The 26,292-nt window shown below is 65.1% G+C and carries 19 protein-coding genes; 8 read left to right on the top strand and 11 right to left on the bottom strand.

Features of this window, described 5'->3' with window-relative positions:
* The first annotated feature begins 587 nt into the window (after nucleotides 1-587).
* Nucleotides 588-1,832, top strand: a complete 1,245-nt coding sequence (locus AB1L88_RS04580; protein ID WP_367095634.1) for a hypothetical protein — start codon at nucleotides 588-590, stop codon at nucleotides 1,830-1,832.
* Between the two features lie 97 nt (nucleotides 1,833-1,929).
* Here AB1L88_RS04580 and AB1L88_RS04575 read toward each other — a convergent pair whose 3' ends face one another.
* From AB1L88_RS04575 to AB1L88_RS04535, 9 genes are all read right to left on the bottom strand, one after another.
* Nucleotides 1,930-2,709, bottom strand: a complete 780-nt coding sequence (locus tag AB1L88_RS04575; protein ID WP_367095449.1) for a Spy/CpxP family protein refolding chaperone — start codon at nucleotides 2,707-2,709, stop codon at nucleotides 1,930-1,932.
* A 191-nt stretch (nucleotides 2,710-2,900) separates the two neighbouring features.
* On the bottom strand, nucleotides 2,901-3,683 hold the full coding sequence (locus tag AB1L88_RS04570) for an MBL fold metallo-hydrolase (protein ID WP_367095448.1): 783 nt from the start codon (nucleotides 3,681-3,683) through the stop codon (nucleotides 2,901-2,903).
* A 127-nt stretch (nucleotides 3,684-3,810) separates the two neighbouring features.
* On the bottom strand, nucleotides 3,811-4,482 hold the full coding sequence (locus AB1L88_RS04565) for a protein-L-isoaspartate(D-aspartate) O-methyltransferase (protein WP_367095624.1): 672 nt from the start codon (nucleotides 4,480-4,482) through the stop codon (nucleotides 3,811-3,813).
* Nucleotides 4,466-6,232, bottom strand: coding sequence for a single-stranded-DNA-specific exonuclease RecJ (gene recJ, locus AB1L88_RS04560; protein WP_367095447.1), 1,767 nt, complete (start codon nucleotides 6,230-6,232; stop codon nucleotides 4,466-4,468). Before recJ ends, AB1L88_RS04565 begins: the two co-directional genes overlap by 17 nt.
* 47 nt (nucleotides 6,233-6,279) lie before the next feature.
* Complete coding sequence (locus AB1L88_RS04555) at nucleotides 6,280-6,612, bottom strand: hypothetical protein (protein WP_367095446.1); 333 nt, start codon at nucleotides 6,610-6,612, stop codon at nucleotides 6,280-6,282.
* A 178-nt stretch (nucleotides 6,613-6,790) separates the two neighbouring features.
* Entirely contained in the window at nucleotides 6,791-7,450 is a 660-nt protein-coding gene (locus AB1L88_RS04550) for a glutamate synthase (protein ID WP_367095445.1), read from the bottom strand.
* Nucleotides 7,451-7,463: 13 nt separating this feature from the next.
* Nucleotides 7,464-8,897, bottom strand: coding sequence for a hypothetical protein (locus AB1L88_RS04545; RefSeq protein WP_367095444.1), 1,434 nt, complete (start codon nucleotides 8,895-8,897; stop codon nucleotides 7,464-7,466).
* Between the two features lie 172 nt (nucleotides 8,898-9,069).
* Complete coding sequence (locus AB1L88_RS04540; protein WP_367095443.1) at nucleotides 9,070-10,488, bottom strand: hypothetical protein; 1,419 nt, start codon at nucleotides 10,486-10,488, stop codon at nucleotides 9,070-9,072.
* A 96-nt stretch (nucleotides 10,489-10,584) separates the two neighbouring features.
* On the bottom strand, nucleotides 10,585-11,892 hold the full coding sequence (locus AB1L88_RS04535; protein ID WP_367095442.1) for an acetyl ornithine aminotransferase family protein: 1,308 nt from the start codon (nucleotides 11,890-11,892) through the stop codon (nucleotides 10,585-10,587).
* Nucleotides 11,893-12,328: 436 nt separating this feature from the next.
* Between AB1L88_RS04535 and AB1L88_RS04530 the strand changes: the two genes are divergently transcribed.
* The 4 genes from AB1L88_RS04530 (at nucleotide 12,329) to AB1L88_RS04515 (ending at nucleotide 19,306) form a co-directional block, all read left to right on the top strand.
* The gene (locus tag AB1L88_RS04530; protein ID WP_367095441.1) at nucleotides 12,329-14,980 is read left to right on the top strand and encodes a M14 metallopeptidase family protein; all 2,652 of its coding nucleotides are present in this window, start codon (nucleotides 12,329-12,331) and stop codon (nucleotides 14,978-14,980) included.
* Between the two features lie 222 nt (nucleotides 14,981-15,202).
* Nucleotides 15,203-16,084 carry a UDP-N-acetylmuramate dehydrogenase gene (murB, locus tag AB1L88_RS04525; protein WP_367095440.1) on the top strand — a complete coding sequence of 294 codons (882 nt, stop codon included), beginning with the start codon at nucleotides 15,203-15,205 and terminating at the stop codon, nucleotides 16,082-16,084.
* Between the two features lie 66 nt (nucleotides 16,085-16,150).
* Nucleotides 16,151-17,179 (top strand): hypothetical protein, encoded by a 1,029-nt coding sequence (locus tag AB1L88_RS04520; protein ID WP_367095439.1) that lies wholly within the window; start codon nucleotides 16,151-16,153, stop codon nucleotides 17,177-17,179.
* 162 nt (nucleotides 17,180-17,341) lie between these two features.
* Complete coding sequence (locus AB1L88_RS04515) at nucleotides 17,342-19,306, top strand: preprotein translocase subunit SecA (RefSeq protein WP_367095438.1); 1,965 nt, start codon at nucleotides 17,342-17,344, stop codon at nucleotides 19,304-19,306.
* Between the two features lie 40 nt (nucleotides 19,307-19,346).
* On the opposite strand, the gene AB1L88_RS04510 is transcribed toward AB1L88_RS04515, so the two are convergent.
* Both AB1L88_RS04510 and AB1L88_RS04505 read right to left on the bottom strand, forming a co-directional pair.
* A complete protein-coding gene (locus AB1L88_RS04510; protein WP_367095437.1) occupies nucleotides 19,347-20,312 on the bottom strand; it encodes a DUF1570 domain-containing protein in 966 nt (321 codons plus the stop codon).
* A complete protein-coding gene (locus AB1L88_RS04505) occupies nucleotides 20,312-21,274 on the bottom strand; it encodes an alpha/beta hydrolase (RefSeq protein ID WP_367095436.1) in 963 nt (320 codons plus the stop codon). The genes AB1L88_RS04510 and AB1L88_RS04505 overlap by 1 nt, the downstream gene beginning before the upstream one ends.
* Nucleotides 21,275-21,551: 277 nt before the next feature.
* Here AB1L88_RS04505 and AB1L88_RS04500 point away from each other — a divergent pair, with 277 nt between their 5' ends.
* The 3 genes from AB1L88_RS04500 to lepB all read left to right on the top strand — a co-directional run bounded on the left by AB1L88_RS04500 (nucleotide 21,552) and on the right by lepB (nucleotide 26,260).
* Nucleotides 21,552-22,556: an ROK family protein gene (locus AB1L88_RS04500; protein ID WP_367095435.1), complete on the top strand. Its 1,005-nt coding sequence runs from the start codon at nucleotides 21,552-21,554 to the stop codon at nucleotides 22,554-22,556.
* Nucleotides 22,557-22,804: 248 nt separating this feature from the next.
* Entirely contained in the window at nucleotides 22,805-24,610 is a 1,806-nt protein-coding gene (gene lepA / locus AB1L88_RS04495; protein ID WP_367095434.1) for a translation elongation factor 4, read from the top strand.
* A gap of 126 nt (nucleotides 24,611-24,736) precedes the next feature.
* Nucleotides 24,737-26,260: a signal peptidase I gene (gene lepB / locus AB1L88_RS04490; protein WP_367095433.1), complete on the top strand. Its 1,524-nt coding sequence runs from the start codon at nucleotides 24,737-24,739 to the stop codon at nucleotides 26,258-26,260.
* The last annotated feature ends 32 nt before the right edge of the window (nucleotides 26,261-26,292 follow it).

Below are 26,292 nucleotides of genomic sequence, written 5' to 3'. Positions count from 1 at the left end.
ATGTCGCCCCTGATCTGTCCGATTTGGGGGCCAAGCGCACCCTCGAATCCGTCGCGAGCTATCTCGCAGGGCCGTCTCGATCTCAGCCCGGTCGGCATCGCCCGCATCTTGGCCTCTCGACGGATGCCGCGGCACACCTCGCCGCCTACCTCACCTCGGACGAGAGCGTTGGCTTGCCAGAGCTCAAGCGGCCTCAGCCTGCGGGTGACTCGGGCCGGGGAAGGGTTCTCATCGAGAAGGTGGGATGCGCATCCTGTCACGAGATCCCGGGTGTAAGCGCGATCCCCTCGTCGGTTTCTCTCGATCGGACAGCGGATCTTCAGGGAGGGTGCCTCTCTACGAACCCGCCATTCGGCGTCCCCCGGTTCGGGTTTGAGGAGGAGCAACGGCTGGCCCTGAGGACCTTTCTTTCGGAATCCTCCCTGCGATCTGCTCCCCCTTCGTCCTGGACCCGAGCCGAGGACGGACTGCGTCGGCACAACTGCCTGGGTTGCCACGCCCGAGATGGCCGGGGAGGGGAAGCCCTCGGGGCGCAACTGGCGCGATTCCTCGCCGAGGACCGAGAACTGAACGGGTTCAAGGGGACCTTGACGCCTCCGGACCTCTCTCAGGTGGGGGCGAAGCTGAAGCCGGAAGCACTCGATCTCGCCATTCGGGGAGAGGCCCCCACGGCTCGCCCCTGGCTCTCGGTCCGGATGCCTCGCTTCGACTTCGAGCCTGGAGAGGCCGAAGCCATCGCGAGCTACTTGAGAGACCATGACCGAGTTGACCCGGCCGAGCGTGAGCAGACCAAACTCGGACCGATGCATCCCGGACCCGACGTGGGCATCACCCTACTCGGGCGCCAGGGGTTCGGCTGCCTGTCCTGTCATGTGCTGGATGGGAAGATTCCGCCAGGAGGGGAGGCGGAAACGCTCGGACCGGATCTCGCGTTGGCCCACCAACGGATGTCGCGACCGTATTTCGATCGCTGGCTCAGCGATCCGCAGCGCATCCTGCCGGGAACGGCCATGCCGCAATTCCTCCTGCCCGCGCCGGGGATTGAGGGGACGATTTCCGAGCAACTGGGAGCGGTCTGGGAAGCACTCGGCAACCCCGGCCTGGTCGAGAACGCCTCAACATCGACTCGACAATTCCTCGAGCGTCAGGGCGATCGTGCCCTGGTCGTCAGGGACATGATTCTGCCGGATAATGCCCCCCTGGCGTATTATCCCAGGGGCCTGGCGATCGGCTTGAAGGGGGATCGTTCGGTCCTGTTCGATACGGATCAGTTGATCTGGGTGCAGTGGTGGGATCAGGGCTTCCTTTCTCGGACGAAGGAAGGACGCCTCTGGGAATGGCACCCAGAAGGGAGGACCCTCTGGGTGGCGCGAGACGAACTGCCCCCGATCCTCTTGCAGGAGCCCGATGGTCGACTCTCATTTCCCGAGCTACGGAGGGATCGCTTCGGGACGTTCCAGGAATTGACGTTCGAGGGGAACGGTGTTCGCCTCCACTATGATCTCCATGCATCCAGCCACCCCGGTCTCCGGGTGACGGAGGTGATTGAACCGACACGGGAGGGTTGGCTGCGTCGCGTCGAGGTGCAGGATGTCCCCGATGACCTGACGCCCGTGATCCTGGCGGTCGATGGCCAGACATGGGCGTTGCAGGACGATCAGGGTGCGACGAATCGCGAGGGCACGATTGATCTCAGGATCGAGGGGCCCGCATCCTGGATCAAGGCGAGTGGCGACCCCCCGCTGAACGACGCGATCCTCGTCAAACCCGTACGAGGCGAGGACGGGACCTGGATCGGTACTCTGCGAACTCAGGTTCATCCCGAGGACTGAAGAGAACGTCGGGAGCCTCCCGGATGACGACCAGGGCTCCCGACGCCGAGGCTGATCCACTCGACATCAGCGGAAGGTGCTCACGCCGATCGTCAGATCAACGAGCACTCGGAGGACCGCCCGGCCCTCGACGACCGCCGGGTCCGGGACGCCCACCCGGTCCGAAGCCGCCTCGCCGCCCCCCCGCGCCGGGCCCCATCTGGAACGTCTCGCCGGTGAGTTCGTCCCAGGAGGATTTCTGCTCATCGGTCAGGATTGACATCGCCTTGTCGAGGGTCTCGCGGCGCAATTCCATCAGATCGCGCATGACCTGGCCACGCTGGTCGGCTTCTCTCGCGTCGGCCATGAGCGATTGCGTCTCGGATCGATACGCCTCGATCAACTCGGAGAGCTTCGATTGCTGCTCGTCATCCAGTTTCAAGGATTCCTTGACTCTCGGGTTCGCAAAGGCCTGGACCCCTTGCAGTTGGAGCTGGATCTGGCGGAGCCGGGTCATCTGCTCGGGTTCCAGCACCTCTTGAAGTCGTTCCTGGGCGGATTCATCGAGGGTCCTGGTCATCTCCTCGAAGCGATCGCGACGCGCCTCCGGCCCGAGATCCGCCAGTGCTTCGCGGGTTTCCCTCATTCGGCCCATCAGCTCCTCGCGGAATTGATCCGCGATCGTGCGGACCTTGCTGGTTTGCTCCTCGGAGAGTTCGAGCTCGTCGACGACGGGGGGCATGGAGAGGATCTGTACCAGTCCTCCCTGCATCCCCCTCATCCCGCCTGGCCGACCCGGCCCACCCTGCCCGGGGCCTCCGGGGCGCTGCGCCAGGACCGGGGCGGAAAGGATCACCGAAAGGCCGAGTGCAAGCGCCAGTTGATAAGATCGTGGCATCGAGCAAGTCTCCCTGGGACGGCGTTGGTGCTTCCGATCGACGTTCGCGCGTCCCCGGACACTACCGGGAGGCCTGCCGAGCGACCTCGATCGTTGCCAGCCGTCCTATCAAACACCCAGCGTCAACGAAAGTATCGTGGGCCGGGCCTGATGCCAGGGGAAGTCGATTTCGAGGGGCCGATGCGGTCCGATTAGCCGGGGAGTCTCCCCGAGGCGAGTTCTTCTTCCCATTCGTCGAGCAGCGGCCAATCGACGGCGCACGTGCCGAAGTCGGCCAGGTGCATGTACGTCTCCAGCCGGGCGATGGTCGCGTCGATCAGGCCATTGTCCTTCCGGAAGATCGGGCCGTGCGACGGGAGGAGGAATTCGACATCCGCGCCCCGGATCCGCCGGAGGCTTTTCACGAAATCGGGCAGGTTCGACCCGTGGTGCGCATCGATGACACCCACGCTGCCGTCCCGGAAGATATTGTCACCGGAGAACAGCAGCTCTCCCATCCGAAACGCGAGCTGTCCGGCGGTGTGGCCCGGAGTGCTCCAGACCTCGAGCCGCTTGTCGCCGACCTCGAGAATGTCCCCCTCATCGATTGTCCGGTCGACCTTGCAGGGGGGCATGGGGATGTGGATGTTCTGGGCATCGATCCGGGCGTAGGTCGTGACCTCGTCTCCCGATTCCAGCGGCGCAACCGATTTCGGGTGGGCGACCACAGGGCACTTCAACAGGTCGCGGGCCCGGGCTAGCCCCTGCGTGTGATCGGCGTCGGCATGCGTCGCGACGATCATCTTGCACGCGGAGAGGCTGTAATTCATCTGACGAATCAACTCCAGGACGTCGCCCAGCTCATCAAGGAACCCGACGTCGATCAGGATGTACCCGTCCCCCCCATCGATCAGGTAGATATTGACCCCCAGGCGACGACGAGCCTGCACATTCAGCTCGATGACGCCGGGAAACACGAAACGTCGCTCAACCATGGGAAAAGCGCCCTTGAAACTCGAAGAATATCGTTTCGCCTGGGCACCGGTCGATCGTGCAGACCAGACGCCGCGTCCCATGAGCGGATTATAGACAGTTCGATCGTCCGAGGTGTGGTGACCGGATTTATTGAGTGCGAGGCGTGCGGTCGGTGCCGTCCCAGCCGTGCTCTCCCACCAGGGGTACGAACCGGCAAGAGACCGAGCGGAAGTGGACCGGTTTGCCATCCCTGCGATCGATGACGTTGAGCTGTTGCTGAGATTCCGAGCCGATGGGGATCACGATACGTCCCCCTTCGGCCAGTTGTTGAAACAGCGTTTCTGGGAGATCCGGCGCCGCCGCGGTGACCAGAATGCGGTCAAAGGGGGCTGCGTCCGGCCATCCGATCGTACCATCTCCGACGCGATACCGCACATTGGTCAGCTTCAGGCGTCCATCGAGCATCTCCCGAGCCGCCTCAGACAGGGCGGCATGGCGTTCGACTGTGAAGACCTCCCGGGCGAGTCTCGAGAGGACGGCGGTCTGGTATCCGCTCCCGGTCCCGACCTCGAGCACCCGCTCGGCACCGGTCAGCGCGAGTTCCTGGGTCATCAGGGCCACCATGAACGGCTGGCTGATCGTCTGCTCACAGGCGATCGGCAGCGCTCGATCCTCCCAGGCGTCTGATTGCATCGCCGGCGGCACGAACTGGTCGCGGGGGACGTTCAGGATCGCCTCGAGGACTTTCGCATCGGTGATCCCTCGCTGCCTCAGATGGTTTGCCAGTTCCCGGGCACGCACATCAGGCTGATCGGGCATGAGTCTGTTCTCCGCCGGGGCTGACCTGAACGTCGCGAAGTTCGAGCTGGACTTCTCGACGGCCATTCCATTCGTTGATCGACGGAAGGAAGGCGATTGCGCATTCGGTACCGGCGGCTAACGCCCCGAGCTTCTCGGCCATATTCCAGCCAATCGCTTTGACGGTCGTCCCATTCTGCGAGAGCCGGAGTTGCACATGATTCTTGCGTTCCCCCACGATCCGGGGCTGGCCCACGATCCGAGCCCCAGTCGTCGAGAGGATCGGACGCGGGTTCCCGATGCCGTAAGGTTCCAGGGCTTCGATCCACTCGACGACCTTGATGCTCAGGTCGGCCAGTCGGACCTCGGCATCGATGTCGAGTCGGCGTTGCTTCTGTTCATCCGTCAACGCCGTCCGGCAGTGCTGCTCGAACCGCTCCGCGAAGGAAGGGAAGTCGGACGGCTTCATGCGGAGACCGGCGGCGGCGCGGTGTCCCCCGAAACCGAGGAGGCCCTCGGAGCAGGACCGGATCGCGTCATACAGATCGAAGCCCGGGATGGATCGCCCCGAACCCTGGCACAGGTCGTCTCGGAGGGCCATCACGATGCTCGGGCGGTGGTAGAGCTCGGCGAGGCGGCCCGCAACGATGCCGATGACCCCTGGATGCCACTTCGGATGCCCGAGCACCACCGCTCCTCGCTCCCCGAGGCCTCCCAGGGCGTCGACCATCTGACGCGCCTCGGAGACGATCGTGTGCTCGATCTCCTGACGGCGCCGGTTGCAGGCGTCGAGCTCCGCGGCCAGATGCTCGGCGCGAGCCGGGTCGGAGGTCGTCAGCATTTCCACGGCCATCATGGCGCATTCGAGCCTGCCGGCCGCGTTGATCCGGGGGGCCAGTCCGAACCCGACGCTGCCGGTCGTCAGTTTCTTCTTGCCCAGGCAGTTCGCCACCCGCATCAGGGCAGTCAGTCCGAGCGACGGGTCGGCGTGGATCGTGTCCAGCCCGTACCGGACGAAGATGCGATTCTCATCTTCCAGCGGCACCATGTCCGCCACGGTTGCCAACGCGACCAGGCCGAAGGCGCTGAGGAGGAAGTCGCGGAGGTGGGGGGACGCCCGCTTGCCGTCGCCGAAACTCTTGCAGACCTGCCAGGCGAGCTTGAACGCCACCCCCGCCCCGCAGAGCTCGCCGAAGGGGTATGAGCCGCCCGGCAATCTCGGGTGAACCAGCGCGTCGGCCTCGGGCAGCTCGGGCCCGATCGTATGGTGATCCGTGACGATCAACTCGATCCCGAGCGATCGGGCCAGCTTCGCTTCCCTGACCGAGGTGATCCCGCAATCGACCGTGACGACGACCTGGTCCGCATGCTCGGAGGCGATCCGGCTCAACGCCTCTCCGTTGAGGCCGTAGCCCTCCTCGACCCGGTTCGGGATGTAATAGTCGACGTCCCTGGCACCCGCGAGGCGGAGGCAGGACCAGAGGATGCTCGTGCCGCAGACGCCATCGACGTCATAATCCCCGTAAATGACGATCTTTCGATTTTGCTCGATCGCCCGGACGATGCGATCGGCCGCGTCGACCACGCCGGGGAGCAGCTCGGGGTCGTGCAGTTTCTTCCGACGGACTTCGAGGTAGTCTCTCGCCTTCTCCGGGTCGTTGATCTTCCGATTCAGGAGAATCTGCGCGACCAGGGGGGGGACGCGAGTTTCCCCGGCGAACCAAGCGACCTGGGCCGGGTCACTTGGTCGGAGATGCCAGCGGTGTGACATCGCAATGTCTCCCTTCCCCCGAAGCCTTCCGGGCCAGGTCCGTCGATTCAGTCAGGCTGGCCTGACGACAATCGACGCCGTTCCTGATCGAGGTCAATGTCGAACTTGTTCGCCTGGGCATCCAATACGACCCGACGAATCACGTAGATCTGACCGAAGATCGATTCGTCCGAGGCCGGGAGGTCGGCCCCGATCACTCGAATTGCGACCGATCCGGGAGCGACCCCGTCGGCGAGGAAGGTCCCGTCCGGACGGATCGGCACCGATCGCAGGCGGCCGATCGCGCCGTCGACGGGGAGGAATTCCAGCCATCCGCGGGTCAGAGGGTCACCCGATCGGTGAATCCGCCCCGACACCTCGGCCCCTGGAATCCACTCCACGCCCCACTCCTCGGCGCAACCGACTCCGATGAGAGGGAGGGCCAGGAGCCACGAATACACCCACCTTCGGGCAGAGCCTGGATCGGACTTCAATGAGTTCTCCCGCACCTGGTGCCGGATCGAGTACGCATCACGATCGCCGTTGAAGGGCCCCTCAGGAACGGGGCCGCCACGAGGATCAATCCGGGAGGGGCCCGAGGTCGAACGCGAGGCGGAACTCCCGAGGGAGTCCTCGAAGGGTACTCAGGAGTCCGTTCGCATGGGCTCTTGAGAGGGCGTCGAAACCCCGGGAGTGTTGCGGCAAGGGGACCAGTAGGCCCTCGGAACGGCCACGACCCGAGGCCGAGGTGATCACGCCCGGATCGGCCATGATCAGGCCGCCGGAGTGGCGATCGGCGAGCAATCGGCCCGCCTCGCCCAGCAAGACGAGGGTCCCGCCCCGCTGGCGGAGGCCGGCCCGATGGCCGGTCGCCCCTCGGACCACGATGGCGCCCCCCGACATCCAGGCGCCAAGGGCATCGCCGGATCGCTCTGAGATCGCCAGGCGGCCCGACCGGAGCCCGCGACCGGCGCCGTCGGCGGCCGATCCGTGACAGAGGATGGTCACTCCCGGCGCATCGAGTCCCGCCCCGAGCTCGGGGCCGGCATTCCCGATCACCTCGATGACCGCGTCCCAGGGCCCGCGGAGCCCGGACGCAAGCAAACGCTGGCCCTCGACCTCGGTCAATCGGACGAGCCGATGACCGGAGTCGAGGGCCAGGAGGATTTCCCGGTTGATCTGCTGGTAGTCTCGCACCAGCGAAACGGGGATTTCGAACGCCGAGGGCGGTTGATTCATCGTCCGATCGCGGTCAAGAAGCATCCTGGAGTGCGAATTCCCGGCCCCCCGAGATGAAGGTCCCATCCTCGGGGCGGTTCTCGTTGAGGAAGGTGCGCAGTTCGTTGAGCCGACCGATCACGCGATCGCGAGCCCCGGTGATCTGCGCCCCCCGGGCGTTCGTCAGTTCGACCGACGCGACCGCAAGTTGCCGGATGAGTTGGTGGACTCGGACCACGTACTGCTGATGCGGCCCCAGGCCCCGCGTGTTGCGCAGTCCGGAGCCCCGGAGCTCAGGGGCCCCGTCCAGCGACGAGAAGACCGGGGCGACGATCAAGGCGGTCAGGTACTTCACCCGCTCAGGGTTGTACGCTTCAAGCTCTCGAGGATCGCTCAGGTCGACGATCCGCTGCCCGATCTCGACGGCAAGCGTGCCGACCTGGTACGCCGCGAGGGAGAAATTGAGCTGCGGGTAATTCGGGGGAACTTCCAGCATCCCGAGCGCCCAGGCCGCCCAGGCCCGGCTCTCGGGGCGTTGATCCGCCGAGCTCAGGACCGCCAGCAGCTCATTGGCAAAGACCGCCTGATCGCGATTCTCGACCCCCGAAATGCGGCGGAGCGTCCCGAGGGCCTGCAGCGCCCGGGTGTGGGACAACCAGTAGGCCTCGGGATTGTCTCGGAGGAACTCGACGAGCGCATTGGCCGCGTTCTCGCGATCGGCCGTCGACAGCGAGTCGCCCGCCTCGACCGCGATCCGACGCACGCCCTCGGCCGCCAGTTGTTTCACGATCAGGGGTTGTTCCGGATTGCGGAGCTGCTCGATCAGCAAACTCAAGGCGACCGGATCGCCGATCCGGCTCAGGGCCTGCATGACCTGAACCCGGGCGTAGAGGTGGTTCTTGAGCAGCTCGGGGGCCAGCGCGAGGAGCCGGGAATTGAACTCCTGGAGGAACCGCCGATCGCGCTGATTGGCGGGGACCTCGGCGTACGGCAGGGCGAGATACTTGCCCGCGTCCTCGATGGACTGGATACGACTCTGCTGGCCACCGGACATGACCGCGTTGATGTTATCGTGGTCGGTCAACTGTCGGGCCGCATACTTGATGAAGCGATCGATCAGCCCGGCATCGAGTCGAGTTCCGCCCCGGGCCATCTGGGCGATCGTCCGGTCGGTGTTCGGGGGCACGAGCACGGTCGAGTGCAGCTGGTCGTACCGACCGCGCATGATCGACGCGGCGACGGGATCGACGTAGATCGAGTCTGCAAGGACGTCCTGTTGGTCTTGCTTCTCCGGGGTCATCTCGCCGTCGATCGGCGCATCCTGGTCGACCTCGCCGTTTGCCTGGTCGTCGGGCTGCTGGCCCCGGGCCGACGTCGTCGGGAGTGACACGAGTCCTCCCACGATCAGGAGCAAAGCGAGCCCTCGGCCGAGGTTCCGCGCCCAAGCCGGTGCGATCGCATCGATCATGATTCACAAACCTTGATGGAGACGTGGATTCAGACCGTTCCTGGCAGGACGGGCCGGTGAGATCGGTGGCCGGGTAGGCCTCAACGCCTTCGACGCCCGGGATCCTCGAGAGGTTCCCAGAGTCATTCTAACACGAGGCTCGGGCCGAGTCAGGCGACGAGGCACGGACAAATCAGAGCCGTCGCGGATCGGTTTCGGCGATGATCGCACTCACGGCCTGCTGATTGAACCCCTTGAACCCTTCCCGCCGCTGCAAGTTTTCGAGGTGGCTGCCGATGGCTCCCTCGGAGAGGAACCGAGCATGCTGTTCCTCATCGATCCACCCGAGATCGCGCATGCGGTCCGCACGATGAGCCTGCACAGGCCATCGCTCGCCCCGGGTGAACGCCTGACGGAGGAACGAGAAATCGCTGAAGGGTTTCATCGTCTCGATGCCGGCCTCGTCCTGCAGCGCAATGCGAAGGGCATCGAAATCGAACTGGGCCTCCAGGTGGTGCATCCCCGCATCGAGCAGCGACTCGCCGTGCAGTCCGACCCAGAGGCCCACCGTATGGGGCTGGGGCAAGTCGGGCAGGGCCTTCCGGGCAAAGTCATCCTCGGCTTCTTCGGGAGCGAGGTCGAGGTCAGCGAAGATCACGATGCCGGTCGTCGGATGCTCCAGGACCTGGGCCCCCCAGCCGGCCTCCTTCCCGGCGTGGAACGACTCCCGGAGCGTGAAACCGAGTCGTTCGAAGATGCCGATGACCCTGGGAAAGAAGCGCCGGGAGCAGCGAAAGGTGTGGTGGTCGTGATTGGCCCAGCCCAGCCCGAGCCGATCCTGTCGACGCTTCTGGACCCGTGCCGCCGTATTCCGGGACTGCCAGTACTCACGCTCGACTTCGAAAATGAGATGGCAGGCGAGGTCCGTCGACCCGGCCCGCTCCAGGACCTGACCCAGGACCTCTTCGGCGACGTCGAACCCTTCTGCGTCGTCGGGGAAATGGCGTCGGCGGGCCTGCCAAAGCTCCCGAGCGGCCAGGGCGTCTCGGGTCGAGTGCGGGGCCATGCGGCCTCCCTGGGCCCAGGAGCTGGGGAACGGTTCGAAGCCCAGATAGCCCCGACGCTCCACCACGATCATCGAGGTCTCTGCCCCCATCACCTCGACCTTCGCGAAGCGATACGGACCGACCGGGTAGCCGACGATCGCGAGGCCCAATCGATTCGCCTCACTGAACGAGGCGATCGACTCGACCTTCAAGGCGATCGAGGAAACCTGGGGGCCGCCCCCGGCACCGGGGACGACGGCGAGGGGCGGGAACTGTCCCCCCGGGTGACGGAAGGTCGGCGCATTCACTCCATAGGGTTCGGGCGTCCGCTCGTAACCGAGTCGGGCCAGTCCTTCGACGAGATTCGGGCGGTCATTGAGGACCAGATGATCGATCCAGTCGGTAATCCGGGTGCTCGTCTCGGCGGCCATCCGCCGATCGAGTTCGGCGGCGAAGGCGTTTCCCCCGAGGGCCGCGCAGACCGCCTTGCCGAGGAACTGTTCGGTTTCGGGCCATCGTTGCCAATCGAAGGACTGAGCGGTGGAACCGTGCGACGCGGTCGACATGGGAATCACTCGGAGAACGTTCGGATCGAAGCGAATTCACGATGCCCCATCGGCCGGATGATCGTGTCCGGCGGGAGAGGGCCTGATCCTGGAGCGTTACGGGGACGACGGGCACCCCCCACACATGGCAGCCAGGGTTGATCGGAAGAGGTCGAGGCCGATCGCGACCTGCTTCCTGGTCAGGCAGAGCGGTGGGCAGAATCGAATCGTACTCGGTCCGCACGGAAGGAGCAGCAAACCTCGCTGGAAGGCTTCCAGAATAATTCGATCCCGGAAACCGGGAAGGGGGCCATCAGGGGAGCCGATTTCCACGCCGATCATCAAGCCCTTGCCCCGAACGTCGACGAGGCAGGGGTGGGTTTCGCCCAGTTCCCTCAGGCCCTCTGCCAGCTCCAGGCCACGATCCTGGGCATTCTCGGCGTATCGCCGCTCGATCAGGCCGAGCGTGGCGAGCGCGGCCGAACACGCGACGGGATTCCCGCCGAAGGTGCTCGCGTGACTCCCCGGGGGCCAGTCCATGATGGATTCCGGGGCGACGATCGCCCCCAGCGGCAGGCCATTGGCGAGCCCCTTGGCCAGGCAGACCACGTCGCCGTGGACCCCCCAGTGCTCCGAGGCGAACATCCGACCGGTCCGCCCGATGCCCGTCTGGATCTCATCGAGGACGAGCATGATACCGTGTGCGTCGCAGACGGTCCGCAAGCCCCTCAGGAAATCGTCGGGGGGGACGATGTATCCCCCTTCGCCCTGGATCGGCTCGACGAAGATCGCCGCGGTTTCCTCGGGCGGGCAGGTCGTTCGGAACAGCACGTCCAGGCTGGAGAGATCGCCGTAGGTGGCATGCTGAATCTCGGGGACGAGGGGCGAGAAGCCTTTCCGTTGGATCGACTTGGACGCCGTCAGGCTCATCGCGCCGTAGGTCCTGCCGTGAAAGGCTCCCCGAAATGCAACGACCCGGGGACGACCCGTATGAAAGCGCGCGAGTTTGAGGGCCGCCTCGACGGCCTCGGCCCCGCTGTTGGCGAAGAAGACGCGTTTCGGCCCGGGACCGGGAGCGAGCCGGGCAAGCGTCTCCGCGAGTCGAATTTGAGGGCGATAATAGAAATCGGTCCCCGACATGTGGATCAGGCGTCGTGCCTGATCGCGGATCGCCTTCACCACTCTCGGGTGGCAGTGGCCCGCGTTGGTCACGGCGATTCCCGCGGTGAAGTCGAGGAAGCGATTCCCGTCCAGGTCCTCCATCATCACCCCGCGAGCCCGCCGGACCACCAGGGGATACATCCGGGTGTACGAGGGGGACGTCACTCGCTCGTCCCGGGCGATCCAGGCGGCGGCCCGGGGGCCGGGCAGTCGATCGGTGACGATCCTCGGTTCACTTCGAGAGAGCGGGGCTGCGGGAGGCATGATGAGGGGCTCCAGCGGTGCAACTCGCGAACGACATGACCTGTACGAGTCAGACCGAGACCACACCCCGGGGGATGAGCGAAGGTGCCGCGAGACGGCCCCGCCGATGACGGTCCGGACTCTCGCGGTGCTCACTCGATGGAACGAAATGCGTCTGTTGGGATCATACGATCGGGGAGCAAGAAAGGTCAAACCGACCGCGAGGCCCCGGGGGCGGTGCTCGGGGACGCAGAATCGCCTCGAAGCCGGGAGCGGGTGTCATCAAAGGAATGTGTCGTGTTCGCGTCTGTTTTCCTTGGAGTCTGCTGGCCCGGCCCGACAGGACGAGCACCGGCCTCACCCCTGGGCCGACCGTTGCATTGCCTCGCTGGGGGCCTGATCATGTGGCGACGCTTTCGATTGTCCGCTCCAAGACTCCGATGAGAGAGGAGGCCCCATGAGGTCGAACGGTTTGGTGATGATTGCCAGTGGTCTGTTGGCGATGGGGGCCTGGCCATCGGTCGAGGCGCAGGAGCGGACGATCCCGGCCCCTGCTCAGGTCCTCGGGTTCGAGCCGGGGGCCGACTTCCGACTCGCCCCCTGGTCGGACGTGGTGGAATACTTCCAGCAGGTGGCCCGCACCTCGGATCGAGTCGAGGTCGTCGAGATCGGCCGATCGACTCAGGGCCGGCCCTTCCTCGCCGCGGTGGTTTCATCCGAGGAAACCGTCGCCGATCTCGACCGGTACAAGTCGATCCAGCGTCGACTCGCGCAACCCGATCCGGGCGTCTCCGAGGAGCAGGCCGAGGCGCTGATCGCCGAGAGCAAAGCGACGGTCCTGATGACCTGTACGATCCACTCCTCGGAAACCGCCTCGACGCTCATGGCCTGTACGCTGTTGCACGAGCTGGCCACGCGAGATGATCCCGAGACCCGGGCGATCCTCGACGAGACCATTCTCCTGATCATCCCGTCGGTCAATCCGGATGGGGTCGATCTCGTCCACGACTGGTACGAACGATCGAAGGGGACCCCCTGGGAAGGATCCGGGATGCCCTGGCTCTATCATCCGTACGCGGGGCACGACACCAACCGCGACTGGTTCATGCTCAACCTGGACGAGACTCGCATCCTGACCCGGTTCCTCTACGAGGAATGGTTCCCGACGATCACCTGGGACGTTCACCAGATGGGGTCGACCGGGCCTCGGTTGTTCGTCCCGCCGTTCTTCGATCCCGTGAACCCCAACCTCGACCCCCGGATCAGCCAGGGAATCTTCCTGATCGGTGCGCACATGGCGGCCGACCTGGCGCAGGGCGGCAAGAAAGGGGTCGCGACCCACTCCATGTACGACAACTGGTGGAACGGGGGCAATCGGACGGTCCCCCAGCGGCATAACATGGTCGGAATCCTGACCGAGGCCGCCAGCGTGAAACTGGCCTCGCCGATCTTCCAGAGTCAATCCGACCTCCGAGGTGGCAGCCGAGGCTTTCCGGACCATGAGCCGAGGGTCACCTTCGTCGACCCCTGGCCCGGTGGCTGGTGGCGGATCGCCGACATCGTCGAGTACGAGTTGATCGCCGCCCGGGCCCTCCTGACCTTGGCCGCACGCTACGGAGACTGGTTCCAGTCGAACTACCGGGCCATCGCGCTCGACCAGATCCGAGCAGGGGTCGAACGGCCGCCCTTCGCCTGGGTCGTCTCGGCCGACCAGCGCGATCCCGGCACGGCCGCGGCCATGGTCGAGATCCTCCATGCCACCGGCATCGAGGTTCATCGGGCGACCGAGCCCTTCGAAGCCGCGGGGGTATCGTATCCCGCCGACTCCTGGATCCTTTTCGCCTCGCAACCGTATCGGGCGCATCTGAAGGACATGATGGAGCGGCAGGTCTATCCCGATCGGATCGGAGCCGACGGCCGACCCGAGCGTCCCTACGATGTCGCCGGCTGGACCCTTCCCCTGCAGATGGGAGTCAAGGTCGCGACGATCCCCGAGCGCTTCGACGCCTCGACCGAGGCGGTCGAGGACGTGGAGACCGTCGGAGGACGGGTCGAAGGAGACGCCGAGGCGGCCGACGCCTTCTACCTCCTCAATCGCTCGAATGACGATTTCACGGTCGTCTTCTCGCTCCTTGCCGACGGCCAGGCGGTCGAGCGGATCGTCGAACCGGTCGTCATCGGCGACCGCGAGTTCCCGGCCCACACGCTGCGCATCCCGGCGACAGCGGAGACGCGACGGGTGCTCGACTCGATCCTTCCGGAGCGGTCATCGATCGCGATTGCCGTGGATTCTCCCTGGGAAGACGCCAGGGGGCCGTCGGAGGATGCGGATGACCCGGATGGACCTCGACGGATGCGATGGGAGCTACCGAGGATCGGCCTCTATCAGCCCTGGGTCCCCAGCATGGACGAGGGCTGGACGCGGCTCGTGCTGGAACGATTCGAGATCCCTTATGAGACGGTTCGCAACGCCGATCTGACCATCGGCGACCTGAACGATCGATTCGACGTGATCGTCCTGCCCTCCATCGGCCGCCGGACGTTCATGGAGGGCTACCGCCCCGACCAGTCGGAACCAGCCTACGTGGGCGGCCTGGCCGGTGAAGGGGTCAAGTCGATCCGGCGATTCGTCGAACGCGGTGGCCGCCTGGTTTGCCTCGATGATTCGACCGCCGTCGCGATCGAGATGCTCGATCTCCCCGTCAAGAACACGCTGGCCGGCATTTCCTCGAACGACTTCTATTGCCCGGGCTCGATCCTCGCCGTCGAGTACGATCAAGGGGGGCGGGCATCCTACCTGACGGCCGGAATGCCGGTGAACGGCTCGATCTATTTCTCGAACTCGAAGGGGTTCGAGCTGGGCGATGACGCCCCGGATCCCGGGGCGATTGCCTGCCGCTATGCCTCGACCGACCTCCTGGAGAGCGGTTGGTTGCTCGGCCCCGAGTATCTCGAAGGTAAGGCCGCGCTCGTCGATCTCCCCTATGGTGACGGCCGTGTCGTCCTGTTCGGATTCCCCGCGCAACACCGGGGGCAGCCCCACGGCTCGTTCCGCCCCTTCTTCAACGCCCTGCTCGGTCCCGGGGCCGAGGTGGATGAGGACCGCTGAGTCACTTGGCCGGGAGACGGATGCGCCTCGGCCCCTCAAACGCGGCCGAGGAATCCATACGGTGGGGTCGAGATTCCTTGCCCCTCCATCTTGACTCACCGCGAGGTTTGGGGCTAGGATGCCTCAATTATCGCCAGGGAAGGCGTTCGCCACGAGCTGGAACGGTCGTTTCCAGCGATTGAAAGAGCGTCGGCCCGCTTTCGGCCGAGGTGTCGACCGACGATGCAGCCGTTCGACGAGTTTCCTGGAGTGGTCAGGGCCAGCGAACCGTTGGCCCCGTTGACCTGGTTCCGCCTGGGTGGTCCGGCAGATTTCTTCGCGCGTCCCAGTACGGCCGAGGAAGTCGCGACGCTCGTCCGCACCTGCGCGGGGGCGAATCTTCCCTGGCGAGTGCTCGCCGGTGGGTCCAACGTCCTCGTGCGGGACGAAGGGGTTCGAGGGCTGGTGATCCACCTTGAGAGTCCCTCGTTTTCCGACGTCCAGATCGTCGGGAATCGCCTGATCGCCGGATCGGCGGTCCCGATGACCGCCTTGATCTCGCAGACGGCCCGGGCCGGCCTGGCCGGGCTCGAGACCCTCACCGGGATTCCGGGCACCATCGGGGGGGCGATCCGGGGGAACAGCGGCGGCAGGCAGGGGGCCATCGGGCAATTTGTCCGACGGGCCACGGTCCTGGAGGCCGACGGCCAGATCCGGACCCGGGAACAGGATGACCTCATTTTCTCGTACCGGCGATCGAATCTGGATGATTGCGTCATCCTCTCCGCCGAGCTTGAGCTCGAGGCAGACGACCCCGAGGCCGTGGTCCGCCGCATGCGCAGCGTCTGGATCGTCAAGAAGGAAAACCAGCCGTACGGCCATCAGTCGGCGGCCTGCATCTTCAAGAACCCGACGCCCGAGATCTCGGCGGGGACGTTGATCGACCAGGCGGGGCTGTCCGGCCATCGGGTCGGCGGGGCGGAGGTTTCCGATCGTCACGCCAATTACATCATCGCGGAACCCGGCGCGACGGTCTCCGACGTGTTGGAGTTGATCGACTTCACGCGTGAGGAGGTCCTGCGCCAGTTCGGCTACGAACTCGAACTCCAGATCCAGATCTGGTAAGCCGATCCAGCCAAGGAACGGGCCCGAGTCCGGTTTGGGCCCCGCTCCTGGTCCGAGGATTGGACGATGCTTCGCCTGGCAACGGATGCCGACGAACACACTCCCCCCCCCGCTGCGGATCGAGCCGCCTGGCTTTCGCTGATGGTCGGCGTGCTCGGTCCTCGGGGTACTCATGCCGCGCTGGTTGCGGTCGCCGTGCTTGGCCTCAGCTTGCTGGTCGTGAGTGGGCTGCCGGGACGTGTCCGCGCCTGGGTCCACGACCGCCCGGAGTACGACTGGGCCATTGCGCAGATCTCCCTGGATCCGGAACCGCCCTCGTGGCTCCGATCGGGGAAACGCGGGGTCCTGTCCGCGGTCGCCGAGCCGCTCCGGGCATTCGATCAGGGGTCGGTCCTGGATCTGGACCTCGGGGCCGTGGAGCGGGCGTTCAAGAATGTGTACTGGGTCGAGCGAGTGCGAGGCATCCAACGCTCCTATCCGAACGGGGTGAGCGTTGCCGTCGACTACCGACGTCCGGTGGCGATCGCGCCGATCGACCCCCCCGACGCCGCCGGGCATCCCGCCGGTCGCGATTATCTGGTGATCGATCGCACGGGACTGATCCTCGACCGGGTCCCGGTGAACTCCGATTCGGGGCGGACGTTCTCGACGGAGTTGGTCGTATTGAGTGGCCTGTCCGTCCCCCAGACGATCACGATCGGTCAGCCCTGGCCACGGCCCGACCCGTCCGATCAACTTGTCCAGTCCGACCGGGCCGCCGAGGCGGCGGCCCGGCTGGCTCGATTCCTCCTGGATCAGGCCGACCGCGATGGTTGGCCCGAGACGCGGTCCGGGCAGACCATCCCGTTCCGGCGAATCCACCCCTTCCAGGGGGACCCCCGAAAACTCTACATCTATCACCAATTCGCCGACGGTCGGGTCCTCTGGGTCGTTTGGGACGCCGCCCCCGGCGCCGAGGGATCGGGCGAGCCGACGGCGATCGAGAAGTGGGAGATGCTCCGAAACTGGATCTCCAGCGGCGGGATCGACCGCCCGCTCGACCAGGGCGCGCTCGGCTTCACCACGAGAGGCCCGGTCTGGCTCCCCCCGATCTGATTCGAACCGGTCCCTCAAGCCCTGGCGGTCGCCCCGGGAAGATCCGGGTGTTCGGCGTCCCGTTGATTCAAGCAGGGTCCGTCAGCTCCGCTCGCCCAGGCTGGGGGAGATGGTCGGATCGGCGTGAACTCGGAACACCGGGAGCTTCGGGAGATCGGGGCGATGTCGAATCGACTGGGACCCAACTGGCTGAACCGTGCGAAGGGGATTGCCGGGCCGACCTATCCGGCCCGGTACGGTCGGTTCGCGGTCTTGGTCGAACAGATCAATGCCCTGGAGCCGAAGCTGCAGCGCGAATCGGACGAGCAGATCGTCGCTCGGAGTCATGCCCTCCGGCAACGAGCCCGCCAGGGAGATCCGGTCAACAAACTCCTCGTCGAGGCCTTCGCCTTGGTCCGAGAGTCCGCCAAGCGCACCGTGGGCATGCGCCATTATGACGTGCAACTGATGGGCGGGATCGCGATCCATCACCGATCGATCGCCGAGATGGAGACCGGCGAGGGGAAGACGCTCGTCTGCACCCTCCCGGCTTACCTCAATGCGTTGAGCGGAAAAGGGGTCCACGTCGTCACGGTGAACGATTACCTCGCCCACCGCGACGCGGAATGGAACGCGCCGATCTTCCAAAAGCTCGGGCTGACGGTCGGTTGTATCCAGACCGGCCAGGATGACTCGATCCGCCGGGCCGCCTACGGTTGCGACATCACCTATGGGACCGGCAAGGAGTTCGGCTTCGACTTCCTCCGGGACCAGTTGAAGAAGTTCCAGCACGGCGACAATCACCGCAAGACCTTCATGCAAGCGTTCGTCGCCGGCTCGACCACGGCCGAAGCCGCTCGTCCGGTGCAGCGGGCCCACCACTACGCCATCATCGACGAGGCCGACAGCATCCTCATCGACGAGGCCCGGACGCCGCTCATCATCGGCGCCAACAATCAGCCGACGCAGGAAGAGGCCTCGGCCTACTTCGGCGCCGACGAGATCGCCGCGACGCTCGTCCGGATCAAGGACTTCAAATACGACCCGGTGGAGCGCAAGGCCGAGCTGAACGCTTCGGGCCGCCGAAAAGTCCAGGCCAAGGCCGGACACTCCGCCTTCTCGATGCTGACCGTCGATCTGCTCTACGAGTATGTCGAGCGGGCCTTGCGTGCCCAGATCGCCTACATCAGGGACAAGGACTATGTCGTCGCGCCCAACGAAAAAGGGCAGCCCGATGTGGTGATCGTCGACGAGTTCACGGGCCGACTCATGCCGGGCCGCCAGTGGCAAGACGGCCTGCACCAGGCCATCCAGGCCAAGGAGCGGATCGAAATCACCCTGGAAACCATCACCGCGGCGCGCGTGACGGTCCAGGAGTTTTTCAAGCGTTATTCCAAACTCTCGGGGATGACCGGTACCGCCCGCAGCGACGCCTCGGAGTTGCGCCGGACCTACACGGTCCACGTCTTCCCGGTCCCGACGAACAAGCCGAGCCGCCGGACCTGGATCAAGGACCGGGTCTTCTCGACCGAGGACGAGAAATTCCGGGCCGTCGCCGAGGAGATCGTCCGCCTCAACAAGAAGAACGTGCCGGTCCTGGTCGGGACCCGATCCATCGAGAAGTCGGAAAAGCTCAGCGCGTTGCTCAACGAGGCGAAGATCGAGCATCAAATCCTGAACGCGAAAAATCACGCGATCGAGGCCCAGATTGTGGCCCAGGCCGGCCAGCCCGGACGGGTGACGGTCGCCACGAACATGGCGGGTCGAGGGACGGACATCAAGCTCGGCGAGGAGGTCGCCCGGCTCGGGGGGCTTCACGTCCTGGGGACCGAGCGTCACGAATCGTTCCGGATCGATCGCCAGCTCGCCGGTCGCTCTGCCCGACAAGGGGACCCGGGGCACGTCCAGTTCTTCCTCTCGCTCGAGGATGAGCTGATTGAAGCCTTCGGCGAGAAGCCGGCCAGGAGACTGCGAGCCCGATACGCGAAACGGGGAGAGCTCACCAGTCCCGGCTTCCGGAAACTGTTCGTCCGTGCCCAGGCGAAGAAAGAACGGCAGCACCGCAAGGATCGACGCCTCTTGATGCACTACGAGAAGCACCGCGCCGAGATGCGGGAAAACATGGGATTGAATCCGGTCCTCGGCTGATTCCGGCCGTCAATACGACGCTCGCTCGCTCCGGCTCGGTTCAGCGTCCCCGGCCGAGCCGGACAAGTAGGCTCTGGAGGTACGCGTCGAGCTCGTCGAGATCTCCGAGGCTCTTGCTTGCCGCTTCCAGACGGGCGCGGGGCTCCTGGGGGTTATTCATCGCCTCCAGATAGCTCCGCAAGCGATCGGCCGCCCGCTGCTCTCGCAAGAGGGCGTAGATCAGCAGCCACGACTGGGCATACGCCAGCTGGACGGTCGAATCCCCGCCGAACAGGCCATCGGTCTCGATCAGGTCTCGAGTGGGGAGGAGCGAACCTCCTCGTCGCAACTCTCCCACGAGGACTCCTAGTCGTTCCTGGTTGACCGCCCCGATCCTGACCCTGCCATTGGGTCGGCGAACCTCGCCATACATCGCGAGACCTTCCAGGATGGCGAGGGGAATATCGCTCGTCCGGTCAAGCAAGCCGGTTTGGAAGGTGAGCTGGTGCGTGGCCTCGTGAAACAGCGTGATCGAGTTCGCTCGTTCGGCGCGAGGTCCGGCCGGACTGCCGCTGCGGCCGTCGTAGAGTGCCAGGTAATTCGAAACGATCTCGTAGATCCCGGTCACGTCGCCGGGGAGATCCGTCCCCAGGAACCGGTTGAACTCGTCCTGATGGGCCAGGGCAACGATGGTCATGCGGGTCGCCGGGGCTTCGACCTTGAAATCCCTCGCCTGGAAATGGCCCAGGAAATCGTCCGCCAGGCCCTCGCAGAGTCGGAGTGCCCCGAGCATGAAATCATCAGGAGCCGAGCCGAGGGCGATGTAACGTTCCCCTTCGTGGAGCCGAAGCTCCGGCAGGCCCGCCTCGGCGGCCCGCTGCCGGAGCCTGTCGAGGCGCTCCTGTTCCGGTTCGTTGCTCGGTGTCGCTGCGGCGGATCCCCGGGCCGAGCCCAGCAGTGCGATCGTCGCGGTGCTCGCGAGCCAATGGCGGCGAGTCAGTCGGGGTCCCAGCCGGTTCCGTTGCATCACTCAGACTCCGAAGGCGCCTCGATTTCCGCGATCCCGAATTGCCGGCGGAAGAATTCGACCATCTGGAGATGCGGCGAGGTCCCTCGGTCCGCCAGGTCTTCGACGTGTTCCGTGTCGCACGCGATGCCGAAAGCATCGAGTTTTGACGCCAGATAGGCGCCGAAATTCGGATGGTGAATCCCCTTGCCGGGCGGAGCGTCGGGGGGGAGCGGCCCTCTTGGCTCGTTGTAAACCAGATACACCGGCGGGTCATCCGCGGAGACGTGGGTGTCGGGTGACGCCTCCTGGTAACGTCGGTGCACCTCCTGGGTGTCGAGCTGCTCGCCGGAGAGGCCGAAGAACGGGGTCAGGGCCGGATGCTCATGCGCCCTGCCGCCGACGATCGTCGCAATGACCCGAGGATCGTAGGTCGTCTGGGCCCCGAAGACCGCCATGCAGCGGAGCCGGCTGGAGAAGTGCTCGATCGGGTCGTCACTCTCCGGCTGCTTCAAGTCGTCCTGGAACCCGACCCAGAGCGCAATCCCCGCTCCGGCCGAGCCGCCCGAGGCCGCGATCCGTTCCGGATCGATGTGCCATTCGTCGGCCCTGGATCGGAGGAACTGGATCGCTCGGGCGCCATCGAGCATCGGGGCGGGGTAGGGGGCGTGATGCGACAGGCGATAGTTGATCGAGGCGACCGAGATGCCGGATCGAAGGCACTCCTGGAGCAGATCGACGGGGATGCCTCGCTTGTCGCCCCCCTGGAAACCCCCTCCATGAATGTAGACCACCAGGGGGGACGGCTGATCGGTCCCGGACGACCAGAAGTCGAGCCGATGGCGATGATGGGGGCCGTATCGGACATTCACCCGATCGGGCAACGGCCGGTCCTGGAGGAACCGTTGTTGCGCCGCGGCCAGGCTTACCGACAACGACACCAGGGCCAGGAGGCCCCAGACCAAGATTTTGCGGCGTCTCATGGATGCAACTCGAGGAGGATCGAGGAGGCCGACGACCCGGATCGTCTCCTCCTTCGTGTCTGGCGAGCGGGCCTGGGCGGACTTCGGAACGAGTGGGCTGTTGCTCCGATTGCGGGCGAGCACGCGACGCTCACCCGGTCGAATGCTGCCCGCTTGCAAGGTCGTGATGGACCCTTGATTGACCGATTTTGAAGGGGCCGTTACAGTTGCTCTGCCAGCATCGTACTCCCCTCCAGAGCGTTTTGGAACGCGATCGACACGTCGCCCGAGGAACGGCATGAGTGCATCGGTAGGCCGCCCGCCCTTCTATCTGGGAATCGACCTGGGTGGGACGAACGTCAAGAGCGGGGTCGTTGATGACGCCGGTCAACCTCGTTCCTCGATCAGTATCAAAACTCATGCCGATCGTGGGCCGGAAGCAGGAATTGCCACCCTCGCCGAGGCCGGTCGCCGGGCGGTCGAAGCGAGTGGGTTAAGCTGGGACGACATTGCGGCCGTCGGGCTCGGATCTCCCGGTACGATGGACATCGCGGCCGGCATGCTCCTGGACCCGCCGAACCTCCCGGGATGGCAAAATTTACCAATCCGGGACCTGCTCGCCGAACGTCTTGGCAAACCCACCGTCCTCCAGAACGACGCCAACGCCGCCGCCTACGGCGAGTACTGGACGGGGGCCGGCAAGGGGGTGACGAGCCTCGTCCTGTTCACCCTCGGGACCGGCGTCGGTGGCGGGATCGTCGAGCGAGGGCGGATTATCGAAGGCCGTCATAGCCACGGTGGTGAGTGCGGGCACATCGTCATCCAGATGGAAAACGGCCGGCAGTGCGGGTGCGGCGGCTACGGGCATCTGGAAGCCTATGCCTCGGCGACGGCCCTGGTCAAACGAGCGCTAGAGGCGCTGGAAATCGCGGACGAAGAGACCGTCCTGCGAAAGCATCTCGCCGCGGGACGCCTCTCGGCCCGGTCGATCAACGAGGCGTCGCTCGCCGGGGACCCGGTCGCCGCGCGTCTTATGAGAGAAACCGCCCATTATCTCGCGGTCGGCGCGGTCTGCATGATGCACACCATCAATCCGGATATCATTTTGTTCGCCGGCGGCATGTCAAATGCGGGACCAGAGTTCATGGAGTTGATCCGCCAGGGCGTCAAACGCATGGCGTTCCCCCTGCCCGCATCTAACACCACGATTGATTACGCAACCCTCGGTGAGGAAGCAGGTTACATCGGCGCTGCCGGCTGCGCACGCATGAGCTTCGGCACCGGTGCGACGCGAGACGACTGAGACGGTTCCGCCGCCTCATCGACGACCGAACCTCAAAATCGAGTCATCCTCGTCTTCGAGGGGGGATCGACTCGCCTGAAGTGCCTCCCGTTGCTATGATATGAGGACGATTGTCTTCCACGGCGTTGCCCGGCTCTCGTCCCGAGAGCCGATGCCCTGTCCTTCGACGTCCCACGCCCCGATTCCGCTCGCCCCTCCAGCTCGGTCCGCCGGATCGACTGGTCCCTGGCCTTCTGCCTGGACTGCCCATGGCCTTCGATCCCAGGTTCATCCGCAATTTTTCGATCGTTGCCCACATCGACCACGGCAAGAGCACGCTCGCCGACCAGCTCTTGCTCCAGTCCGGCGCGATCTCGCAACGCGAATTTCGAGAGCAATTGCTTGATGACATGGACCTCGAACGCGAACGAGGGATCACCATCAAGGCTCGCGCCGTCAGCCTGCATTACGATCAGGACGGTCAGCGGTACGAGCTGAACCTGATCGACACGCCGGGGCACGTGGATTTCCACTACGAGGTGTCTCGGAGCCTCGCCGCGTGCGAAGGGGCGATCCTGCTCGTCGATGCGACCCAGGGGGTCCAGGCCCAGACCGTCGCCAACGCCTACCTCGCCATCGCGGGCGACCTGGCCCTGGTGCCGGCGCTCAATAAGATCGACATGCAGGCGGCTCGGCCCGACGAGATCAAGGAGGAGGTGTTCAACACCCTCGGCCTCGATCCCGACGAGATCCTTTCGGTCAGCGGGAAGACGGGGAACGGCGTCCCCGAGCTGTTCCGAGCCCTGATCGACCGCATTCCCTCCCCGTCGGGGGATGTCAACGGATCGCTCCGGGCTTTGATTTTCGACTCAAAATATGATGACTACCAGGGGGTGGTCGTCTACGTCCGGGTGATCGACGGTGTGATCCGGGTCGGGCAGAAGATTCGCCTGATGGCGATGGAGCGCGAGTACGAAGTGATCGGCCTGGGGCAGTTCCGGCCTCGGGAGGTTCCCTGTCAGGAGCTCGGGGTCGGGCAGGTCGGATTCGTGGTGGCGAACATCAAGCAACTTTCGGATGTTCGGATCGGTGACACGATCACCGACGCCCACCGGCCGGCCGCCCGGGCGCTTCCCGGTTATCAGGAGCCGAGTCAGGTCGTCTATTGCGGATTGTTCCCGGCGACGCACAACCAGTTCGAGGATCTCCGGACCGCACTCCAGAAGCTCGCGCTCAACGACTCGAGCTTCACGTTCGAGCCCGAGACGTCCGATGCCCTGGGCTTCGGGTTTCGGTGCGGGTTCCTGGGCATGCTCCACATGGAGATCGTCCAGCAGCGTCTGGAACGAGAAAGCGACCTGGCGCTCGTCCAGACGGCTCCGAACGTCACGTACGAGATCCTCACCAAGAAGGGGGAGACCCTCTACGTCTCGAACCCCACCCGGATCCCCGAACCGGGTGACATTGAAGAATTCCGAGAGCCTTATGCCAGGGTCAACTTCCTCGTGCCGTCCGATAATATTGGGGCCATCATGTCCCTCTGCGAGGAACGCCGAGGAAATTACATCAAGACCGACTACATCACCACGACCCGGGTCATCGTGACCTACGAGCTGCCCCTGGCAGAAATGATCTACGACCTCTACGATAAACTCAAGTCCGCCACCCGTGGCTTCGGCACGATGGACTATGAGTTGATCGGTTATCGGCCGAACAATCTGGTCCGTCTCGACGTGTTAGTCGCTGGGGACCGGGTCGACGCGCTCTCGGTGGTGGTCCATCGTGATTTCGCCGATCGCAGGGGGCGGAAGCTCGTCAAGAAGCTGAAGTCGGAGATCGACCGCCACCAGTTCGAGGTCGCGATTCAGGCGGCGATCGGCACGAAGGTCATCGCCCGCGAGACGATCTCGGCGCTCCGCAAGAACGTCACCGCCAAGTGCTACGGGGGCGACATCACCCGGAAGCGGAAACTGCTCGAAAAGCAGAAGGAAGGCAAGAAGCGCATGAAGCAGGTCGGCAACGTCGAGATCTCCCAGGAGGCCTTCCTGTCGGTCCTCGAGGCCGGAGAATCCTGAGCGTTCCCACTGCCGCATCACGCGCTTTCGGAGCCACCGTCGCCTGGCGATCTCTCTGCCAGACTCGGCGATTTCCCGGGGGGCGAATGCCTCTCGGATGGGCATTGACTCGATTCGGGGCGTCGAATGAATCAGATCGAGACACCCGATCGGTTGCCGGAGACCCAGTGTCAGGTGACGTTGCCGACCCCCGGATGCAACGTCGCTCGTTCTCAGGGCATGGCCGACCGGCAGGAGTCGATTCCTTCGGCGTCCCGGCCGTTGATCGAATCGATCCCGATCCTCTTCATCGGGATGCTCCTCGTACGGACCTTCGCCGCGGAGGCGTACATCGTCCCGACCGGCTCGATGGCGCCAACGCTGCTCGGTGTCCATCGCGACGTCTCGTGCACCTCATGCGCGTTCGTCTTCGCGCTGGGCGTCGATGAAGATGGCAATGCCGGCCGGCCGCTCTGCCCCAATTGCGGGGCCGATCTCGAAGAGGCCCCCGCGGTCGATCGCACCGGGGACCGCCTCCTCGTCCAGAAGAACTTCTTCCGATGGCGGCCTCCGAAACGCTGGGAGGTCGTGGTCTTCCTGAATCCTTCGGAACCCGATCAGGCTTACGTCAAGCGGGTCGTCGGGCTGCCGGGGGAAGCAATCGAGATTCGCAACGGCGATATCTTCGTCGACGGCCACATCGCCAGGAAAGCAATCGACGAGCAAAAGGCCGTCCGGCTCCTGGTGCATGACAGCCGCTATCGCCCGCCGGGCCCCGAATGGTTCCCGCGCTGGCAGTTCCGGAACGAGTCGAACGGACCTTCGGGATGGACGGCCGATGGCCCCGGATTTCGACATCAAGCCCCCGGACCAGGGCCTCCCGATCGGGCGATCGATTGGCTCGAGTACAGGCACGTGGATCCCGATCGCTCCCACTACGGTCCCGTCCGCGACTTCGTCGCATACAACGGCGCCCGATTGGGTTCGGGACGTCGGGTCCAGGATCTTTCGATCGAGGCTCGCCTTGAACTCGCGCCGGGGACCGAGGCCCTGACCGTCCGATTCCTCTCCGGGGCGGATCCGGTGGTCCTCACCATCCCGCTCGATGGTGGCGCCCCCCCTCAGGTCGATTTCCTGGGGAGGGACTTCCGGACCGAAGACCGCGCCGCCGGGGTCGCCGCCGCCTGGGCGGTGCGCAAGGGCCCGAGGACGCTCGAAGCGTCGTTCTTCGACCATCGCCTGATCGTGGCCCTCGATGGCGAGCCGCTCTTCGAACCGCTCGACCTGGAGCCCCCGCAATCTCGCCCCATTCCCGCCCGGATCGATGAGCCTCCGGTCGCGCTCGGGGTCCTCGGGACGGGAGTGGGGGTGCACGCGCTCAAGGTCTTCCGGGACGTCTACTACACCGATGGGCTTTCGCAGAGCCCTTCTCGACCGTTTGGAGTCGGGGAGCCATACTCGCTCGGAACCGACGAATACTTCGTGCTGGGCGACAACAGCCCGGTCTCGAACGACTCGCGCTTCTGGGAGGAAAGTCCCGTCGTGCCGGGATCGATGCTGCTCGGGAAACCCTTCCTCGTCCACCTGCCCAGCCAGGGAGTGCCCGTCCGGGTCTTCGGCGGCGAGCCGTACTGGCTTCCCGACCCTCGCGAGATCCGATACATTCGATAGCCCAGCCAGCCGCTCGACGTTGACCCATCGCA

Source organism: Tautonia sp. JC769, from assembly GCF_040717455.1.
Taxonomy (GTDB): domain Bacteria; phylum Planctomycetota; class Planctomycetia; order Isosphaerales; family Isosphaeraceae; genus Tautonia.
The sequence above is the reverse complement of the archived record's forward strand: the minus strand, read 5'-3'. Positions and strand labels throughout refer to the sequence as shown.

Excerpts from the sequence above, each read along its gene's own strand:
- AB1L88_RS04575 (WP_367095449.1), bottom strand. The coding sequence starts at position 2,709 with ATGCCACGATCTTATCAACTGGCGCTTGCACTCGGCCTTTCGGTGATC.
- AB1L88_RS04570 (WP_367095448.1), bottom strand. The coding sequence starts at position 3,683 with ATGGTTGAGCGACGTTTCGTGTTTCCCGGCGTCATCGAGCTGAATGTG.
- AB1L88_RS04565 (WP_367095624.1), bottom strand. The coding sequence starts at position 4,482 with ATGCCCGATCAGCCTGATGTGCGTGCCCGGGAACTGGCAAACCATCTG.
- recJ (WP_367095447.1), bottom strand. The coding sequence starts at position 6,232 with ATGTCACACCGCTGGCATCTCCGACCAAGTGACCCGGCCCAGGTCGCT.
- AB1L88_RS04550 (WP_367095445.1), bottom strand. The coding sequence starts at position 7,450 with ATGAATCAACCGCCCTCGGCGTTCGAAATCCCCGTTTCGCTGGTGCGA.
- AB1L88_RS04545 (WP_367095444.1), bottom strand. The coding sequence starts at position 8,897 with ATGATCGATGCGATCGCACCGGCTTGGGCGCGGAACCTCGGCCGAGGG.
- AB1L88_RS04540 (WP_367095443.1), bottom strand. The coding sequence starts at position 10,488 with ATGTCGACCGCGTCGCACGGTTCCACCGCTCAGTCCTTCGATTGGCAA.
- AB1L88_RS04535 (WP_367095442.1), bottom strand. The coding sequence starts at position 11,892 with ATGCCTCCCGCAGCCCCGCTCTCTCGAAGTGAACCGAGGATCGTCACC.
- AB1L88_RS04530 (WP_367095441.1), top strand. The coding sequence starts at position 12,329 with ATGAGGTCGAACGGTTTGGTGATGATTGCCAGTGGTCTGTTGGCGATG.
- murB (WP_367095440.1), top strand. The coding sequence starts at position 15,203 with ATGCAGCCGTTCGACGAGTTTCCTGGAGTGGTCAGGGCCAGCGAACCG.
- AB1L88_RS04520 (WP_367095439.1), top strand. The coding sequence starts at position 16,151 with ATGCTTCGCCTGGCAACGGATGCCGACGAACACACTCCCCCCCCCGCT.
- AB1L88_RS04515 (WP_367095438.1), top strand. The coding sequence starts at position 17,342 with ATGTCGAATCGACTGGGACCCAACTGGCTGAACCGTGCGAAGGGGATT.
- AB1L88_RS04510 (WP_367095437.1), bottom strand. The coding sequence starts at position 20,312 with ATGCAACGGAACCGGCTGGGACCCCGACTGACTCGCCGCCATTGGCTC.
- AB1L88_RS04505 (WP_367095436.1), bottom strand. The coding sequence starts at position 21,274 with ATGAGACGCCGCAAAATCTTGGTCTGGGGCCTCCTGGCCCTGGTGTCG.
- AB1L88_RS04500 (WP_367095435.1), top strand. The coding sequence starts at position 21,552 with ATGAGTGCATCGGTAGGCCGCCCGCCCTTCTATCTGGGAATCGACCTG.
- lepA (WP_367095434.1), top strand. The coding sequence starts at position 22,805 with ATGGCCTTCGATCCCAGGTTCATCCGCAATTTTTCGATCGTTGCCCAC.
- lepB (WP_367095433.1), top strand. The coding sequence starts at position 24,737 with ATGAATCAGATCGAGACACCCGATCGGTTGCCGGAGACCCAGTGTCAG.